Origin of the sequence: Methylomonas aurea, from assembly GCF_024505045.1 — a bacterium.
Classification (GTDB): Bacteria; Pseudomonadota; Gammaproteobacteria; order Methylococcales; family Methylomonadaceae; genus Methylomonas; species Methylomonas aurea.
The window spans coordinates 169,657-186,399 of the sequence record NZ_JANIBM010000004.1; the positions used below are offsets into that span (position 1 = coordinate 169,657).

At 59.1% G+C, this 16,743-nt stretch carries 14 protein-coding genes; 2 read left to right on the forward strand and 12 right to left on the reverse strand.

Going from position 1 to position 16,743, the window contains the following annotated elements; translation table 11 throughout:
* Positions 1–2 precede the first annotated feature (2 nt).
* From NP603_RS05520 to NP603_RS05540, 5 genes are all read right to left on the reverse strand, one after another.
* Positions 3–863 carry an L-ribulose 3-epimerase gene (locus NP603_RS05520; protein WP_256609920.1) on the reverse strand — a complete coding sequence of 287 codons (861 nt, stop codon included), beginning with the start codon at positions 861–863 and terminating at the stop codon, positions 3–5.
* A gap of 47 nt (positions 864–910) precedes the next feature.
* Positions 911–1,465 (reverse strand): ribosomal protein S18-alanine N-acetyltransferase, encoded by a 555-nt coding sequence (rimI, locus tag NP603_RS05525; protein ID WP_140911081.1) that lies wholly within the window; start codon positions 1,463–1,465, stop codon positions 911–913.
* A gap of 5 nt (positions 1,466–1,470) precedes the next feature.
* Positions 1,471–2,340: a uracil-DNA glycosylase gene (locus tag NP603_RS05530; RefSeq protein WP_256609921.1), complete on the reverse strand. Its 870-nt coding sequence runs from the start codon at positions 2,338–2,340 to the stop codon at positions 1,471–1,473.
* 9 nt (positions 2,341–2,349) lie between these two features.
* Positions 2,350–3,894 carry a 2-isopropylmalate synthase gene (locus NP603_RS05535; protein ID WP_256609922.1) on the reverse strand — a complete coding sequence of 515 codons (1,545 nt, stop codon included), beginning with the start codon at positions 3,892–3,894 and terminating at the stop codon, positions 2,350–2,352.
* 259 nt (positions 3,895–4,153) lie between these two features.
* On the reverse strand, positions 4,154–5,239 hold the full coding sequence (locus tag NP603_RS05540; protein ID WP_256609923.1) for a glycosyltransferase family 2 protein: 1,086 nt from the start codon (positions 5,237–5,239) through the stop codon (positions 4,154–4,156).
* A gap of 729 nt (positions 5,240–5,968) precedes the next feature.
* Between NP603_RS05540 and NP603_RS05545 the strand changes: the two genes are divergently transcribed.
* Positions 5,969–6,178, forward strand: a complete 210-nt coding sequence (locus NP603_RS05545) for a hypothetical protein (RefSeq protein ID WP_256609924.1) — start codon at positions 5,969–5,971, stop codon at positions 6,176–6,178.
* Between the two features lie 14 nt (positions 6,179–6,192).
* Here NP603_RS05545 and efpL read toward each other — a convergent pair whose 3' ends face one another.
* From efpL to NP603_RS05580, 7 genes are all read right to left on the reverse strand, one after another.
* Positions 6,193–6,759: an elongation factor P-like protein EfpL gene (gene efpL / locus NP603_RS05550; RefSeq protein ID WP_256609925.1), complete on the reverse strand. Its 567-nt coding sequence runs from the start codon at positions 6,757–6,759 to the stop codon at positions 6,193–6,195.
* Positions 6,760–6,762: 3 nt separating this feature from the next.
* Positions 6,763–7,482: an arginyltransferase gene (locus tag NP603_RS05555; protein ID WP_256609926.1), complete on the reverse strand. Its 720-nt coding sequence runs from the start codon at positions 7,480–7,482 to the stop codon at positions 6,763–6,765.
* A complete protein-coding gene (aat, locus tag NP603_RS05560) occupies positions 7,482–8,171 on the reverse strand; it encodes a leucyl/phenylalanyl-tRNA--protein transferase (protein ID WP_256609927.1) in 690 nt (229 codons plus the stop codon). The genes NP603_RS05555 and aat overlap by 1 nt, the downstream gene beginning before the upstream one ends.
* 83 nt (positions 8,172–8,254) lie before the next feature.
* Positions 8,255–8,983, reverse strand: coding sequence for a response regulator transcription factor (locus NP603_RS05565; protein ID WP_256609928.1), 729 nt, complete (start codon positions 8,981–8,983; stop codon positions 8,255–8,257).
* A 12-nt stretch (positions 8,984–8,995) separates the two neighbouring features.
* Positions 8,996–10,549 carry a sensor histidine kinase gene (locus NP603_RS05570; protein WP_256609929.1) on the reverse strand — a complete coding sequence of 518 codons (1,554 nt, stop codon included), beginning with the start codon at positions 10,547–10,549 and terminating at the stop codon, positions 8,996–8,998.
* A 32-nt stretch (positions 10,550–10,581) separates the two neighbouring features.
* A complete protein-coding gene (locus tag NP603_RS05575; protein WP_256609930.1) occupies positions 10,582–11,157 on the reverse strand; it encodes a hypothetical protein in 576 nt (191 codons plus the stop codon).
* Between the two features lie 7 nt (positions 11,158–11,164).
* Positions 11,165–12,625 (reverse strand): HAMP domain-containing sensor histidine kinase, encoded by a 1,461-nt coding sequence (locus NP603_RS05580; protein ID WP_256609931.1) that lies wholly within the window; start codon positions 12,623–12,625, stop codon positions 11,165–11,167.
* 549 nt (positions 12,626–13,174) lie between these two features.
* Here NP603_RS05580 and NP603_RS05585 point away from each other — a divergent pair.
* The gene (locus tag NP603_RS05585) at positions 13,175–16,702 is read left to right on the forward strand and encodes a hypothetical protein (RefSeq protein ID WP_256609932.1); all 3,528 of its coding nucleotides are present in this window, start codon (positions 13,175–13,177) and stop codon (positions 16,700–16,702) included.
* Positions 16,703–16,743 lie beyond the last annotated feature (41 nt).

Here is a 16,743-nt window from a genome sequence, read left to right on the forward strand (position 1 = left end):
GGCTAATAGCGCTGCTTGATGAAGTCCAAGGCTTTGCCGGCCAGGTCGTCGGAGTCGTGCCATAGGTTGCGCCAGACGCAGAGGGTGTTGGACAGTTTGGGATCGACGATTTCCGACGAAAACGATTCGAAGGTGATCGGGCCGCGGTAATTGATTTGTTTCAAGGCGTTGAAGAAACTGGCGAAATCGACATTGCCGGTACCCAGGTAGCCGCGGTGGCTTTCGCCGATATGCACATAACCCAGCCGGTCGCCGGCGGCCAATACCGACTTGGCCATGCCGTCTTCCTCGATGTTCATATGGTAGGTGTCCAGGTGCAGGAAGGCGTTCGGCCGGTCGACTTCGTCGAGAAATGCCAGGCCTTCCAGGCCGGTGTTCATGATGTTGGTTTCGTAGCGGTTTACCACTTCCAGATCGATATTGATGCCTTTGTCGGCGGCATAGTCGGCCAGACGCTGCATCGCCGCCACCGAATTGGCGCGGTTTTCCCTGGATGCCGGGCCGGGATATTTGCCCAGCGCGCAATAGATCACGCCGCACAGTTCGCTGCCGCCCAATGCGTACAGCACGTCGGTGGCCTTGCGCAACAGTTCGTCGCCTTTGGCGACGATGGCCGGGTCGGTGCTGGTGACGTCGGTGGTGGCCGACAAGCCCAACGAGGCGTGGGCGCGCAGATTGTATTCCTGCAACAGATCTTTGGTCAGGGCGACGTCGATTTGCCACGGGTCGAGCAGGGCGATTTCGATGTAGTCGTAACCGGCGCGGGCGGCGCCGGCGATGGCTTTGCGGGCGCCTGCCTCGGACCAGTCGCCGGACCAGACCAGGGCGTGGCCGCCGTATTCCAAACGTTTGGGAAATGCCATAGTGGGTCTCCTGTGGTTATCGTTTTATGCTAGCGACGCTCGCGCGCTCAAAGCATAGGCACCAGATCCAACGCAAACATGATCGCGTCTTCCTTGCCGTTCTTGGCCGGGTAGTAATTTTTGCGGATGCCGATTTCGCGGAAGCCGCTGCTGCGGTACAGATGGATCGCGCCGGGGTTGCTGGGACGGACTTCCAGATAGAGGGTTTCGGCGCGGGGGCGGGCGTATTCGATCAAATGCTCCAGCATCTTGCGGCCGACGCCCTGGCGTTGAAACGCCGGGTTGACGCTGATGTTCATGATGTGGGCTTCGCCGGCGGCGACCGAAATGATGGCGTAGCCGGCGATGGTCTCGTCCGGCGCTTCGCAAATCCAGTTGGTGTAATTCATCGCTCGGAAGCAATCCTTGAACACGCCCTCCGACCAGGGAAATTCGTAGTTGACGGTTTCGATCGCCATCACGCCGGGCAGGTCGGCGTGGTCCATTTTGCGCAAGCGCAGCAGGTCGCGCGCCTCCACCGAGTCCGGGAACACTTTGGCGTAAAACTCGCGGTCGGCGTCGTAGACCACGGCTGATTTCAGTTTATGTAACAGTTTCCACATCGTTGTTATTGTTCTAGTGATTGGTAAACGGAGAGAGCAAATTGCAGGTCTTCCCAAGCTTTGGCTTTTTCGGGCAGCGAGCGTAACAGATAAGCCGGGTGGTGCACCACCGTCAGCGGAATGCCTTCCAGTTCGTGGCGCATGCCGCGCAGCCGCGACAGCGGTTGCTGGGTATGCAGCAGGTTTTGCGCGGCGATGCGGCCCACGGCCAAAATCAACTTGGGCCGGATCAGTTCGATTTGGCGTTTCAAAAAGCCGTGGCAGGCAGCGACCTCATCGGCCTGCGGGTCGCGGTTGTTGGGCGGCCGGCATTTCAGCATGTTGGCGATATAGACTTGCTCGCGGCGCAGGCCGATGGCGCGGATCATTTCGTTCAACAGCTGGCCGGCGCGGCCGACGAAGGGTTCGCCTTGCAGGTCTTCGTCGCGGCCGGGCGCTTCGCCGATCAGCAGCCAATCCGCGTGTTTGTTGCCGACGCCGAACACGGTCTGGGTGCGGGTCTCGCACAAGAAACAAGCGCGGCAGATCGAGACCTGGTGTTGCAGGTCTTTCCAGGCGAGGTCGTCGGTATGGGGCTTGGGGTGGTGCGGTAATGGCGCGAAGGCATCGCTTTCGAATTTATGAGACGAGTCTGATGCGGCGGTTGGCGGTGCCGGTTCAGCGTGCTGGCGATTGACGGAAGATTCGCCTATGGCCGGTTGTTGCGGTGTTGGCCCGGCTTCGTTATCGGGGGCGCCGACGCGGTCGGCTTCGCTTGGCGATGCGCACCCTATAGGGGTGGCAACCGCTTGCTCGGCGACGACGGGCGGATGCCGGGGAACCCAGACATCGATGCCCATCGCCTCCAGATATTGCAAGCGGACCGATTCTTCCATCGTCAGCGGCTAGACATCGCCTTTCTGCGGATGCTGGCGCTGCTCGGGACTTTGCAGCTTGTTGACCGCGTTGATGTAGGCCTTGGCCGAGGCGATGACGATGTCGGTATCGGCGCCGGAGCCGTTGACGATGCGGCCGGCGTTTTCCAGCCGGATGGTCACTTCGCCCTGCGAATCGGTGCCGGTGGTGATGTTGTTCACCGAATATAAGGCAAGGGTGGCGCCGGTTTGCACCAGGCTTTCGATGGCCTTCAAGCTGGCATCGACCGCGCCGCCGCCGCTGGCGCTGCCGGTCATTTCCTTGCCGTCCACCAGGATGGTCACGGTGGCGTTCGGTACCTCGCCGGTCTCGGAGCAGACTTTCAGTGCCACCAGTTTGATGTGTTCGTCTTCGGCTTCGAAGCTTTGTTCGGAGATCAAGGCCTGCAGGTCTTCGTCGAAAATCTCGTGTTTCTTGTCGGCCAGTTGTTTGAAGCGATAAAACGCATCGTTCAAATCGGCTTCGCCGGCGAATTCCACGCCCAACTCCGCCATCCGGGTTTTGAAGGCGTTGCGGCCGGAATGCTTGCCCAGCACCATGCGGTTGGTGGTCCAACCCACATCTTCGGCGCGCATGATTTCGTAGGTCTCGCGGTTCTTGAGGACGCCGTCCTGGTGGATGCCGGACTCGTGGGCGAAGGCGTTGGCGCCGACAATCGCTTTGTTAGGCTGCACCGGGAAGCCGGTGATCGACGACACCAGTTTCGAGCAGGTGACGATCTCGCGGGTATCCAGGCGGGTATCGCATTGAAAGAAATCCTGGCGGGTGCGGATCGCCATCACTACTTCTTCCAGCGAGGCGTTGCCGGCGCGCTCGCCCAAACCGTTGATGGTGCATTCGACCTGGCGAGCGCCGTTCATCACCGCCGCCAGCGAGTTGGCCACGGCCAAACCCAAGTCGTTATGGCAATGCACCGAGAAGATGGCCTTGTCCGAGTTCGGTATCCGCTGAATCAAATTGGCGATGGTGGCGCCGAACTGTTGCGGCATGCTGTAACCGACCGTGTCCGGGATGTTCAGAGTAGTGGCGCCGGCGTCGATCACCGCCTCCAAGATCCGGCACAGGAAATCCTCTTCCGAACGGCCGGCGTCTTCCGGCGAGAACTCGACGTTGTCGGTGTACTGGCGGGCGCGTTTGACGGCGCGGACCGCGTACTCTATGACCTGGTCCGGCTGCATGTTCAGCTTCTTCGCCATGTGGATCGGCGAAGTGGCGATGAAGGTGTGGATGCGCGAACTGTTGGCGCCTTTCAAGGCTTCGCCGGCGCGGTCGATGTCCTTGTCCAGCGCCCGCGCCAAACCGCAGACGGTGCTGTCTTTGATCGCATCGGCGACGGCCTGCACCGCCTCGAAGTCGCCCTGGCTGGCGGCCGGAAAGCCGGCTTCGATGACGTCGACCTTCATCCGCTCCAGCGCCCGCGCAATGCGGACCTTTTCGTCGCGGGTCATCGACGCGCCGGGGCTTTGTTCGCCGTCGCGCAAGGTGGTATCGAAAATAATCAATTGGTCTTTCATGAGGGCTCCGTTCATGAAACGTTCGGCTCTGCAGCCAAGAAAGAGGAAGGTGTTGTCGTAAATTGAAGAAGAAAGAGTGTTTGCCCGTCAGGGCAGCAGTCTTAATAGAAGGGGGAGCGCGAGTATCGCGGCTATGCAAAACGGCGGTCTGCGCTTAAGAGTTGGGTGCGAATTAGCGGTCCGAATGTTCATGGGCCGGCACTATACTGCATTGCCTGGTAGGGCTCAAGCGTCAGCCAAGTATCGCTGGGCTGACGGGTCAATCGTCGTTGTCGCGAGGTTTGAGGAAGCGGCCGCCAGCCCAGATCAGGAAAGCGTGCAACAACATTTTCAGTTGCTTCCAGCTCGTCCCGTAACGGAAGGTGCTTAGCACGGTTTTAACTGCCGGCAAACCTTCGCGCTGATTCATGTACTGCCAACTTACCCCGAAGTTGGCGGCAATTGCTGCACGTTTAGCGGCAGCTAACAGTGGCGAGTCGGCAGGTAAGGCTGCGACCAACGCATTTTTCATCTGCATGTTGGAAAGAGCATGGTCTAGCCTGCGCCGCGGTTGGGAAGAATAGCCCTGGCCTGCGGCGCGTTGCCGATATAGCTCTGTGGTCAGCAGGCCGCAAGGGCCATTTAAGGCAGCACGCAGCGCCCATTCGCAGTCCCAAAGCAGGCAGTCTTCCTGATAGAGGCCTATAGAGAAAAAGTTAGAGCGAGATAACACGGGCCGTTGGAATGCCATCGGAATCCGAACGAGCAGGGCGTTGAACAGCTTCATCATGTCGAACACGAGCAAATTGTCCGCAACCTTGGTTCCTGATAGTTCGGCCAGGATCTTGCCCATCGCCTCGGAATAGTATTGGCTTGTCCATTTAGAGTTGGGTCCGAACCAGATCACGCTAATGAACAGCGTATTCAGCTCCGGGTGCTGTTCAAGGATGGAGATGGCGGTTTCCAGATAGTTGGGGTCGTAGACGTCGTCATCGTCCAAAAAAGCCATATAACGTCCGCTGGCTGCCTGAATGCCGGTATTTTTGCTTGCCGCGCCGCCTTTTGCTTGATTGTGGCGCATTACTTTAACCCGAGGGCCGTAGGTTTGGCGGATAAGTGCCGGGTCGACGCTGGGTTCAGATGCATCGTCGACGACGATGGCTTCCCAGTCAGCCAAAGTTTGTGCGGACACGCTCTGTAAGGCTTCGGCGAGCAGTTCCGGGCGGTTATGGGTGGGGATGACGACGGAGACTAACGGAGAATGGGTCATGGTAGGCAGGCTGCGCGTGGTTGAGTTTTTTGGCAAGTTCGCCGTACCCCGGCTGCGGAACTTGGCGTTGCTGAACGCCGATCCGGCGATGTCCAATTATAGGTAGATTGCCCAAAAGCCGCCAAGTTTGTCCACGCTGGGAAACATTTTTGTTACCGGGGTCAGTTCGCTTCATCTGCATTCGGTTTCTGCAAGATTGATTCTTGGATTTAGGTCGCGGCAAAAGTCGAGTTATGTCGGCTAAAGCCGAGTTTGGCGCCAAGTAGCAAATTTCAATAATGGTGCTATATCGCCAGGTCACCCTGTTCTCGCCAGATGAGCGAATCGGGGCGGCGCGCATCGGCCTGGTTGGTGCTCAACCGTCGTCTGCCATTCACGACGGTCCGGGAAGCGCGCAGTACGAAATGCCGTAAGTCGTGACCGAATGGGACGCGGCGGTATCGAAATATCCCCCGCTTAGGTGTCGCTCGGCGCCGAATTTTGCCTGGCTACTGTGAAATAAATCACTGCCGGATAGTGGTACGAAACACCGACAGACGCGAACCGCACCGTTACTCTGGGCTCAAGCTTCAATTTTAGACTAACGTCAGTCGAGCTAAAGCCGAATCTTGCGGTGCCGCAAAATGGCAGTGGCGGCTGCTCCAGGTTGAAGTGGGAAACTGCGCCGGTACGAAATGCCGTACGCCGTGACGGCATGACGTCACGGAATGGGCCGCTGAAAATGCCAGTCAGGATCTATGATTTTGATTTTTATAGGTGTTTTTCTGCTGGTGCAACTAATGCATTTACTTGGTCGAGTTCGATCAACAGCCTCGGGAGAGTGTCATGGAAACTATGCATCAAGCTAACGAAATCAACAATTTGCGGATTGTATTCATCGAAACCCTGAGTCGGCAATTCATTGCCATAACCGGCTGCGGCATTTACGCCTATCTGAATCCGGTTACGGTCAACGAATTGTTTAACCACTATCTGGCTAGCAACGTGCCGATCAATGCTTATGCCCGGCAATGCGTCAGGAACGTAGTCGCCTGATTAGTATCAAGCGCTTAGGCGCGCGAGGAGAACTCGCCGGTTTCGGTATTGATTTTGATCAGTTCGCCGGACTCGATATATTCCGGAATCTGCACTTCCAGGCCGGTGGCGAGTTTGGCGGTTTTGGTCCGCTTGGTGGCGCTGGAGCCTTTCATGGCCGGAGGGGTTTCGACGATCTGCAGCGTCACCGTGGTCGGCAATTGGATGCCGAGCGGCGCGTCATCCATCAACAGCATGATGATGCCGTCCAGACCGTCGGTCAGGTATAAGGTTTGGCCTTCCAAATCCTCGGCCGACAGCGCGTATTGGTCGTAGGTCTCGCTGTTCATGAAGTAGTAGGTGTCGCCGTCCTGGTAGGAAAACTGCACGTTGCAGCGCGAACAATCGGCGGCTTTCAGCATATCGTCGCTTTTAAAGGTTTCGTCCAGCTTCTGCTTGGTTTTCATGTGGTTGAAGCGGATTTTATACAGCGTCGTCGCGCCGCGCGAGGTTGGGTTGCGCACATCGATGTGTTTGACCACATACGGTTCGCCGTTGATTTCGATCGCGGTTCCCAGTTTCAGTTCGTTGGCTTTCGGCACTGCTTATTCCTCGTTGAATGTGTGATTTGAAAGGGGTTGCCACCGGTCGCCGACCAAGCCGAGCAGCGGCTGATATTCGATTTTGTAGCGCATTTTACGACAGTCTTCGATCCAAAAGCCCAGATAAACGTAAGGCAAGCCCCATTGCCCGGCGGTTTCGATTTGCCATAACACGGCATAAACGCCGGGGCTGAAGTCGGCGAACTCGGGATCGAAGAAGGTATAGACCGCCGACAGGCCGTCGTCGACTACGTCCACCACGGCAACGGCAGCCAGGCGGCCGCCAATCAGAAATTCGACGAAGCGGGTATCGCACCAGCGGCTGCCGAGAAAGCTCAAATAATCGTCCGCCGACACCGGCTTTTTGTGCGGATCGTCGTGGCGGGCCGCCAGGTAACGCCGGTATAAGTCGAAATGGCGGGGGTCGAACTCGGCCGGTCTGACGACGCTACGGGTATCGGCGTTACGCTTGCGGCAACGCTTTTGCCGGCGGTCGGGCGTGAACGAGGCGACCGGTAGCCGGGTCGGTATGCAAGCCTGGCAGCTTGGGCAATAGGGTTTGTAAACGTAGTTGCCGCTGCGGCGAAAGCCGAGCGCGATCAGTTGCGAATAGAGTTTCGGTGTCATTGCTACCGACGGATGCACGAAGCCGGAGCGGGCTTGGCGGTCGGGCAGGTAACCGCATGCGCGTTCGTCGTCCAGCCAGATCGGCAAACTGCCCATTAGCGCCAGGCCTCGGCCGCGGGGGCTTGGGTACAGAGCCGTTCCAGCAAGTCGGCGAAGCGTTGGCGCGGGATTTCCTCGGCGCCCAGGCTGAGCAGATGTTCGCTGCGCACCTGGCAATCGATCAAACGGTAACCCCAGTCGCTCAGGCTTCCGACCAGATGGACGAACGCCACTTTCGAGGCGTCGGTTTCGCGATGGAACATCGATTCGCCGAAGAAGACTTGGCCGATGGCTAGACCGTAGAGGCCGCCGGCCAGTTTACCGTCGCACCAGGCCTCGCAGCTATGGGCGATGCCGAGATGGTGCAAGGTTTGGTAAGCCCGACGCATGTCATCGGTAATCCAGGTGCCGCCGCTGTCGCTACGCGGCGCGGCGCAGGCGGCTATGACTTCCTTGAACGCAGTATCGTAGCGGATCTCGAACCGGCCTTTGCGCAGGGTTTTGGCCAGGCTGCGCGAGACTTGCAAATGCTCCGGAAACAGCACCAGGCGCGGGTCCGGCGACCACCACAGGATGGGCTCGCCGGGGTTGAACCACGGAAACGCGCCGTGGCGGTAGGCATTGACGATCCGTTTCGGCGACAGGCAGCCGCCGAAGGCAAGCAGGCCGTTGGGTTCTTTCAGTGCCTTATGTAGAGGCGGAAAAGCCTGTTCGGGTTGGTCGGAGTCGAGTAAGGTGAGTTGCATGCGATAAGCCGCGGCTGTCAGGTACGCGGATTATAGACAATTCGGCCCGGCCGGTCTGCGTTCCGGCCGGCACTAGGCGGGCCTCAGGGGGCTTCCAGTTTGTAGCCGAAACCGCGTACCGTTTTCAGCAGTTTTTGTTCGTAGTCGTCGTCGATTTTGCGGCGCAACTGGCGGATATAAACGTCGACCACATTGGTCAGCGGGTCGGCGCTGTAGCCCCAGACTTGCTCCAGTATGCGGGTACGGCTCAACACCTTGCCGGGCATGCGCATGAAACATTCCAACAGCGCGAATTCCTTCGGCGTCAGCTCGATCGGGGTATCGCCGCGCCGCACTTCGTGGGTTTCGCCGTTCAACACCAGGTCGGCAATGCGCAGTTCCTTGGCTTCCGGCTTGATTTCGCCGCCGCGGCGCCTTAGCAGCACTTCGATCCGTGCCAGCAATTCCTCGAAGGCAAACGGCTTGGTCATGTAATCGTCGGCGCCGGCGCGCAGACCGGATACCTTGTCCTGTACCGTGTCGCGGGCGGTCAGCATCAACACCGGGGTGTCGACGCCGCTGCCGCGCAGTCGTTCGCAAATCTGGCGGCCGTTCATGTCCGGCAGGCCCAAATCCAGCACGATTACCTGGAACGAACCTTCGCCGCCCAGCGCGATGGCTTCCTGGCCGCTCCTGGCGACTTCCACGGAATAGCCTTCCGCCTTCAAACCGCGCTGGACGAAATCGACGATGCGTTCGTCGTCTTCCACCAGCAGCACGCGCATGTAACCCATGCCGCTCAGGTTGCCGGATGCTGTGTATTTTTCGCTCATGTATGGTTATTCCTATGTGCTCGGCAGCAACGGCAAGGTCACGGTAAAGGTCGAGCCAGAGTTTTCCCGGCTCTCCACCGCGACGCGACCGCCGTGCGCCTTGGTAATCGATTTTGCCATCGGCAGGCCCAGGCCGGAGCCTTCGTCGCGCGAGCTTTGCGCGTTATCGCTGCGGAAGTGGCGTTCGAAAATGCGTTCCAAATCCCCGCTGGGAATACCGATCCCCTGGTCGGTAAGGCTGAAACTCGCTTCCTTACCCTGCACCCATAAGGCTACCGAAATATGGCCGCCGGGATTTGAGTAGCGGCACGCATTTTCCCCCAAAATAAAAAGCACCTGCCTTAAGCGCTGCTTATCGCCGCGCACCCAGACCGGGCACTCCGGCCCTGAGAACGCTACGCTTAACGAACGTTCCTCGGCCATGACCTGAAAGTCTTCGACCGCATTGCCGACCAATTCCGTTAGATCGACTTTGCCCCACTCGAATTGCAGATGGGCGGTTTCGGCGCGGGCCAGAAACAGCAAATCGTTGACGTATTTGCCCAGTTGCATCGCCAATTCGACGATGCGTTGCAGCGCATCTTTGTATTCTTCGGTATGGCGGTCTTCGCCGCGCAACGTGACTTCGGCCTCGCCGCGGATTACCGTGATCGGCGTGCGCAGTTCGTGGCTAATATCGGCCAAAAACTCGCGGCGGGCCTTGTCCATCCGCTTCAGTTCCTCGTTAAGCAGATTCAATTCCAACGTGCGTTCCGCTACCCGTTGTTCCAGTACCGAACGGCTCTCGCGCAGTTTGTTCTGCTGCACTTCGAGCTCTTGTGCCATTTGGTTGAAGTGGCTGGCCAGATAAGCGAATTCGTCGCGGGTATCGAGTTTGATCCGGTACTCCAGATTGCCGCTGGCGATTTCGTCGGTGCCTTTCATCAGGGCTTGGATCGGTCGGTGGAAGCGGCGCATCAACAAGATACCGGACATCAGGCTAAACAGTGCGGCCGTCACGGACGCCAGGATAGCGGTCAGCCGCGACTGGCGAACCAGGCTTTCCAGCTCGCGTTTGGCTTGTTTGGCCTTCTCGCGTTCGGCGTCGATCGCGGCATCGATCAAGGGCTGAAATTTGCCGTCGATTTCTTCCTCGGTAAACTTGGTCAAGGCCTGCACGGCATTGGCCAGCTTGCCTTGCAGGCGCAAGCGCTCAACCTCCTCGAAACGGTATTCGCTGGCTTCCAGAAATGCGGTCAAATGCGCTACGCGTTCGAGTTCGGCCGGTTTGTCGACCCAGGTTTCGCCGCCGATCACCGGTTCTTTGACCGCGGTTTCCCTGAGCGCCTGGATTGCCGCCTGCAGCCGCTGTTTCGACGATTCGACGCCGGTCTCCGAATTCGGATTCGCGGTTATCAGTCGGTCCATGCGCTGTTTGAAGTGGCGGTAGGCTTCCTGCGACAACTGTTCGTAATCGTCGAAGGTTTCGTAGGCGGTTTGGCTGTGCTGGAAGTGCAGGGCCATCTCGTCGGCGCCCAGATAGAGGGCCACGCCCAGGCTGAGGACGAAGCCGAACGAAATGAACATGACGATGGCCAGCCGAAACCGAAACATGGCTGCTATTTGGCGTCGCCGGTTTCGTCCAGCTGTTTTTCCATGGAACGGATGGCTTCCAGTTTTTCCCGCAGCAGGTGCGATTCGGTTTTTTTCGTGCCGGCGGTGTCCTTCGCGTCCAGCACGTTCTGCACCGATTTTTGCTTGCGCTCCAGCGAACTGATTTTCTTGTTCGCGCTGTTGATACGCTTCAGGGCCTCGGTATGGATCGCCACCAGCCGGCGGGTACGGTCGTCGGCGTAACTTTCCGGCGGGATGCTCGCCAATTCGTCCAGGATTTTCGGGATGTCGCCGCAGGCGTCCGACAACAGGCGGCCGGTCATCAATTGCAGGGTTATGGTTTTGTCCGGGGTTTCCTTATGCCGTTTCGCCAGGCCGCGGCAGGTTTCGCTCCTGCCCTGGGCGTTCATTGCCGCCAGATTAGCGCCGAAATCCAGCAAATCCTCGAAGTCGGAATGGACGGTGGGCTCGGCGGCGGCCACCGGCGGCCCTTGCCGTAGGTTGGAATCGACTTCGGCGCAGCCGGCGAATAACAGAATCAGCGGCGCCGGCAGCAGCAGGCGCGGATTGAAAAACATCATGGTTGGTTTAAATCTCCCCGTTCAACGGCAATTGCACCCGGATGCGGGCGCCGTGTTGGTCTTGTCGGGCGTCGATGATTTCGACATTGCCCTGGTGGTTGGCGACGTATTCCTTGACGATGGCCAGCCCCAGGCCCGGGCCTTCCGGAATACCTTCGGCCTGGGCAGCCTTGCCGCGGTAGAACGGTTCGAAGGCGTGCGCGCGTTCGTCCAGCGGAATTCCCGGGCCTTCGTCTTCGACTTCCAGTTCCATCTGGGTACCGGTGTCGCGCAGCATGATGCGGATTTCACCTTTCGGCGGCGAAAATTTCACCGCGTTGTCCAGCAACTGCTCGACAATGCCGCGCAGTTGCTGGGCGTTGCCGGAAATATGCACCGGTCGCAACAACATGCGCATTTCGATCGACTTGGCGGCCAGCGCCGGTTGAAACTCGGCCACCACCGTTTCCAGCAAATCCTTCATATTCAGCGCTTGCTTGCGTCTGGCTTCGCCTTGGGTGCTCAACTTGCTGTAACGCAGCAATTCGTCGGAAACGGCTTGCAGTTTGTCGATGTTGGCGCCCAGTTTGCGGACGATGTCCTGTTGGCGCAGGTTGCCGTCCAGTTCGGCCTCGTCGGCCATTTGTTCGGCGCCGTAACGGATGCCGGCCAGCGGCGCCTCGATTTCGTGGGCGACATTGTGAATGAATTGCTGCTTCGACGACTCCAGCTCCATCAGCCGGGTACGCAACCACTCCAGGCGGTTGCCGAGAAAGGCCAGATCGGACGGGCCGCTGACACTAACCGGCTCGTCCAATTCGCCGGCGCCCAGGCGCCGGATCGACGAGTCCAATTGCCGCATCGAGCGCGAAATCACCAGCAACAGTAGCGCAATCGCCGCCGACGATATCGCCAACAGCGCAGCGCCTCTGATCAACAGGCCTTGCTCCAGCGACTCCGACATTTGCCGCAGCTCGTTGAATTCATGGTCGACATGGCTTTCGAATTCGCGCGACAGCGTATAGGACGATTCGCGCAAGCCTTGAAAGGCCTCGTCCAGCGGCAGTTTCAGGTTGTTGTCGCCTTCGGAACCGATGATTTGCTGGTAGATCAGGTTTTCCTTTTCCGAAAGTTCGTTGACCAGCAGCGCGATGCGGTTGTCGACTTGCAATTTCAACAAGTCGCTCAGCGCCTGTTTGAACGATGCTCGTACCGTTTCGTAGGATTGCCGTTCGTAAGGTTGGCGCAATTCGGGGTCGGACAGCAGCACGAACAGCTTGGCTTTGCGCTCGATGTCGGACGCGCGTTGCAGCACCAGACGTATGGTTTTGGTTTGTTCGAATACCTGCGAATTCACCGTGCGGCCCAAGGCCGAAGTTTCGCGCATGCCGAAGGCGGCATACATCACGGCCAGGAACAGCGGGATAACGGCAACGACAAATCCCAGCACGATCAGGGATTTCAAAGACAGCAGATTTTTGAACTTCATCCGTGGCACGAGCGACTGTAAATCTGCAATAGTATAGCTTGGCTGGCGAAATTCGTGACGGATGCGGCAAAATTCCGCGCAGCGCGGGGGCCGGCCCAGCCGTTTGCGGCATTCGGCAAGAGCCGCGGATTGTCATATCATACCGTTGACACGGACGTTTACGGTTCCGGGCTAGGCCCCGGTATTGCTAATCGACAAGGACTTGTAATGCATCGGTTTATTTTGTCCGCTATAAACTTGGTCGGCGCCATTTTGGCTGTTCCGGTTTTGCCGAAAAAGGTTGGGTATGCCCAACCGGGCTGCCGTCCCTTCGGCGGCTCTGCTACTCCCTTCAACTACAGAACTGCTTGGCTTACGCTTTGCTGCGCTGCCTTTGCCAGTCGCGCCTCCAGGCGCCGGCGGTCGGGCTTGGGCCGGCGGCGATGGCCGCAGTTGCGCATCGCGGTTGTCTTTGCTGCCGGATTGGCCGTTTTCGGCGCTGGCGATAGCCTTGCGGCCGGGGTTAATTCGGACGGATTACCGGTTTCGGCTACGAACGGCCAGCCCATTTTGTTACTGGAACTGGGCAGTGCGGCCAGTGCGCCGAATCGCTTAGCCGCCAATGTGCTATCCGTCTCCGGTCAGCCGCTGCAGGATTCTCAGCACGGTGTCGCTTGGCAAGTCGAACCGGACGCGGTCAACGTATTGCATCCGGATTTCGGCCAATGGCAGGCGGCGTTTCGTTTCAATTTAAATTCGCCAGTGAGCGGCCGCTTGCGGTTCTGGGCGCGCTGGCGCCAGGGCGGCGATCCGGCGGTGAGCCGACAGACCTTTGCTATATGGGCCGGGCCGGATGTTAACCGTCTGCAACAACGCGGCAGCGTACAACTGACGCCGAAAGGCTGGGAGTACGCCTGGTTGAGCGGTCCGGAGCTGATCGAATTGCAAGCAGAAGACCGGGTTGTAGAAGTGCGCAACAGCGGCGCCGGCCACGATGCCAAGGTGTTCGATGCGTTTTTGCTGGCATCGCCGTGGGCGGGATTGCCGGTGGCCACGACCGCCAATCAACCGGCATTACTGCTCGAACTGGGCAAGGCACCGGCTTTGCTGGATTTGCCGAAACCGGACCATTTGACGGTGGCGCAGGGCACGGCCGAGGCCGGCGCCAATACCGGTGCGTTGGCGATTGAACAAGACGAAGCCTTGTTGTTCCATTCCGGCTTCGGCGACTGGAGCGGCAGCTTCCGTTTTGCGTTGCCTCCAGACAGCAAGCCCGGCCAATACCGGTTGTGGGCGCGTTACAAAAGCGGCGGCGAGGTGTCGCAAGTCGAGCAGCGCTTTAGTGTCAAGGCCGGTGCCAAGCCCGACGAATTGGCGAGCCGCGGCGAATTTGCCCTGACCAACACCACGCCGTGGGAGTACCAATGGTTGCCCGCCGCCGAGACGGTGACTTTGTTGCCTGGCGATCGCTGGCTGAACATTGAAAACAGCGGCAAGGCCGATGGCGCCAAAGTGTTCGACGCCTTTGTGCTGCAACTGCAACAGCCGTTGGCGTTGGCGATGACCGGCGAACAGGCCGAACTGCGCAACCGCTTTCTGGCCCTGACGCGGCCAGATGCCAAAGGTCCGCGGCGTTTAGTGGTGCTGGACGGTAGCGGCGCACACGGCGAGCGTTTGTTTCTCGGTTTGGCCGCCGATGCGGCGCGGCCGTATTACCAAAACATGCCGGTGACTTATTTGATCGGCCAAGCCGCCGAGACGATGGCTCGCGATCTGAATCTGCCGACATTTCCGGCGGCCATCGTCACCGACGATCATCACACCATGCTCGGCGTGTTGAGTCAGCCGGCCGACGCAGCAAGCGTGGCAAAATTTCTAGCCGAGCCGGACCAAATTGGTTGGATGCCGCAACTCCCGGCAATCCCGGCGCCAACGCCAGTGTTGTTAAAAAACGGCATCCCGGCCGCCTGGCTGGTCGGCGGTTTGCAGGACGGTCAAGCCGGTCTGTCGGTATTTGGTTTGGACACGGAAACTATAGCCAGGCCCAATCCCGATCAGTCCTATCTGAGTCTGGCAATGATGGGCGGCAAACTACGCAACTGGCGTGTCGCGGCGACCGATGCCAACGGTGAAACAACGATAATGGACAGCACCGAGCACGCCTACGGCTGGTCGCGCGGCACCGGCTACGCCCAGTTGTATCTGCACGCCGACCGTCCTCTGCAGGCGCAATTGCATCTGCGCCAGTCCGGCATTAAAGCGGCAGCCTGGCTGGACGGGCAGGCATTGCCTCTGACGGACGACGCGCAACCGCCGGCGGGCTTCAAGTCCTCGTTGGGCGCTCAAGCTCAAGCACTGCTGCATGGCTTGAGCGCAGAAGGCTTGCTGGCCACCGCCCACGCCGAGCGGCCGCAAGCGCCGCAAGTGGCCGCGTTAAATTTGACGCCGGGTTGGCATAGCTTGCTGGTGAAACTGGTGATGCAACACGATCAGGGCCAGCGCTTTTACTTTGCCGGGCTGTTCAGCGACGCCGGCGGCAAACCGCTGGACGGCTTGCGGACGCAAACCGCCGATCCCGACGCCGATTTGGCCTTGTACAAAATCGCCGCCAAACTCAGGCCGGTGATTTTCAATACTGCCCCGGCCAATCTGCCGCATCCCGGTGAGCCGATCAAGCTGAGTATCGATCTGCGCTGGCAGCCGATTTTGGAGGAAGCCAAACTGGAGACGCCGCTGCCGCGCTTCCCGGCCAAATTGCGTCTGCGGTTGGTCGATTACAGCGGTCGGCAAATCGCCGAACGGGAGATTCGCGGCCGTTTTCCCGCCCAGGTCGAAGCCGATTTCGGCAAACTCGACCAGCCCGGTCATTACGCGGTATATCCGTCTTTGTATGGCGAAGACGGCCGGCCGATCATGCACTATCCGGCGGACGGCTTTAGCGTCGTCGCTGGCAACGCGGCTCAAAAACAACGGTTGGCTGGAAAAAAAGTCTGGAACAACGATTACTACGCATTGGCCGACGGCGACAAAAGTTTCCGCCAAACCGGCGGTTACTTCGATTGGCTGGAGCGGATGGGTATTTTCAGAAGCCTGGGCAGTTATCCGGGCTTCGATCCGCAATACCGGTCATTGTGGGAGCAAGCCAAACAGCGCGGTCTGGAAGTGTTTGCCGATTCATCCGGCGACAGCCATTGGCTGAACGACAAACCAGAAGACGGCCGCCGTTTTGTCGATTCGGCCGCCGGTTTTACCCGCTTTTTCAAAGCCAGCAACGAGATCGACATTCGCCACGAGCCGGAATGGCAAAAACTGCGCGAGCCGGCGCATTGGCTGGAACGGGCGAAGTCGGAATACCATATGGTCCATCAAGCCCGCAACGATGCCCATTACCTGGGCGGCAGCCTGGTGCGGCCGGGCGAGGGTGACTGGTTTGAACAAGTGTTGCAACTGGGTTTGGATAATGTCCAGGATGCCTGGGACGTACACGCCTACCCGCAGCGGCCGCCGCGTTTCGGCGGACCGATCGGCAACGGCGAGTTGGAAGACGAGCGCGGCGTATTGGCGGCTCATGCCAGCCTGGGCAAAACCAATAAATTGCCGTTCTGGCTGGGCGAAACCGGCGCCAAGGCCATGCACGGTTTCAGCGGCCGACGCTGGCAGGCGGAGCAGGTGGCAAAAATCGTGGCTTGGGTGAATAGCCGCCCTGATTATCTGGGCGTGGCGTTTTGCATCGCCCATGAATACGACTTGGCTTATGGCCGCTTGTGGGATTATTCGCTCGGCCACAAACCCGGCGAAGCGGCGCTGTACACCGCCAGCGCCTTAATTGATGGCTTGTCGTACCGGCCGGTCGATACCCACGACGCTAATATCCAGGCCGGCTATTTCGGCGAGACCTTGATGATCTGGCGCGAGCAAGGCGAGGGCGTATGGCCGCTGCAATTGGATACCAAGCAAAACTGGTTGGCGGTGGACGTGGTTGGCAGGGTCCGGGAATTGGCGGTCGATAGTGCCGGCCGAGCCAACGTACCGATTTCCGCCAGTCCGATCTACATCTTGCCGGCTGTACGCTACCGATATCTGACGGCAGCAGGCTGAAGCGCGGTAATACTGTGAGTTGGCCGTCGTTCCGGGAATCA

Bases quoted from the DNA above. Each gene is read 5' to 3' on its own strand.
- NP603_RS05520 (WP_256609920.1), bottom strand. From the start codon at position 863: ATGGCATTTCCCAAACGTTTGGAATACGGCGGCCACGCCCTGGTCTGG.
- rimI (WP_140911081.1), bottom strand. From the start codon at position 1,465: ATGTGGAAACTGTTACATAAACTGAAATCAGCCGTGGTCTACGACGCC.
- NP603_RS05530 (WP_256609921.1), bottom strand. From the start codon at position 2,340: ATGGAAGAATCGGTCCGCTTGCAATATCTGGAGGCGATGGGCATCGAT.
- NP603_RS05535 (WP_256609922.1), bottom strand. From the start codon at position 3,894: ATGAAAGACCAATTGATTATTTTCGATACCACCTTGCGCGACGGCGAA.
- NP603_RS05545 (WP_256609924.1), top strand. From the start codon at position 5,969: ATGGAAACTATGCATCAAGCTAACGAAATCAACAATTTGCGGATTGTA.
- NP603_RS05555 (WP_256609926.1), bottom strand. From the start codon at position 7,482: ATGGGCAGTTTGCCGATCTGGCTGGACGACGAACGCGCATGCGGTTAC.
- aat (WP_256609927.1), bottom strand. From the start codon at position 8,171: ATGCAACTCACCTTACTCGACTCCGACCAACCCGAACAGGCTTTTCCG.
- NP603_RS05565 (WP_256609928.1), bottom strand. From the start codon at position 8,983: ATGAGCGAAAAATACACAGCATCCGGCAACCTGAGCGGCATGGGTTAC.
- NP603_RS05570 (WP_256609929.1), bottom strand. From the start codon at position 10,549: ATGTTCATTTCGTTCGGCTTCGTCCTCAGCCTGGGCGTGGCCCTCTAT.
- NP603_RS05575 (WP_256609930.1), bottom strand. From the start codon at position 11,157: ATGATGTTTTTCAATCCGCGCCTGCTGCTGCCGGCGCCGCTGATTCTG.
- NP603_RS05580 (WP_256609931.1), bottom strand. From the start codon at position 12,625: ATGAAGTTCAAAAATCTGCTGTCTTTGAAATCCCTGATCGTGCTGGGA.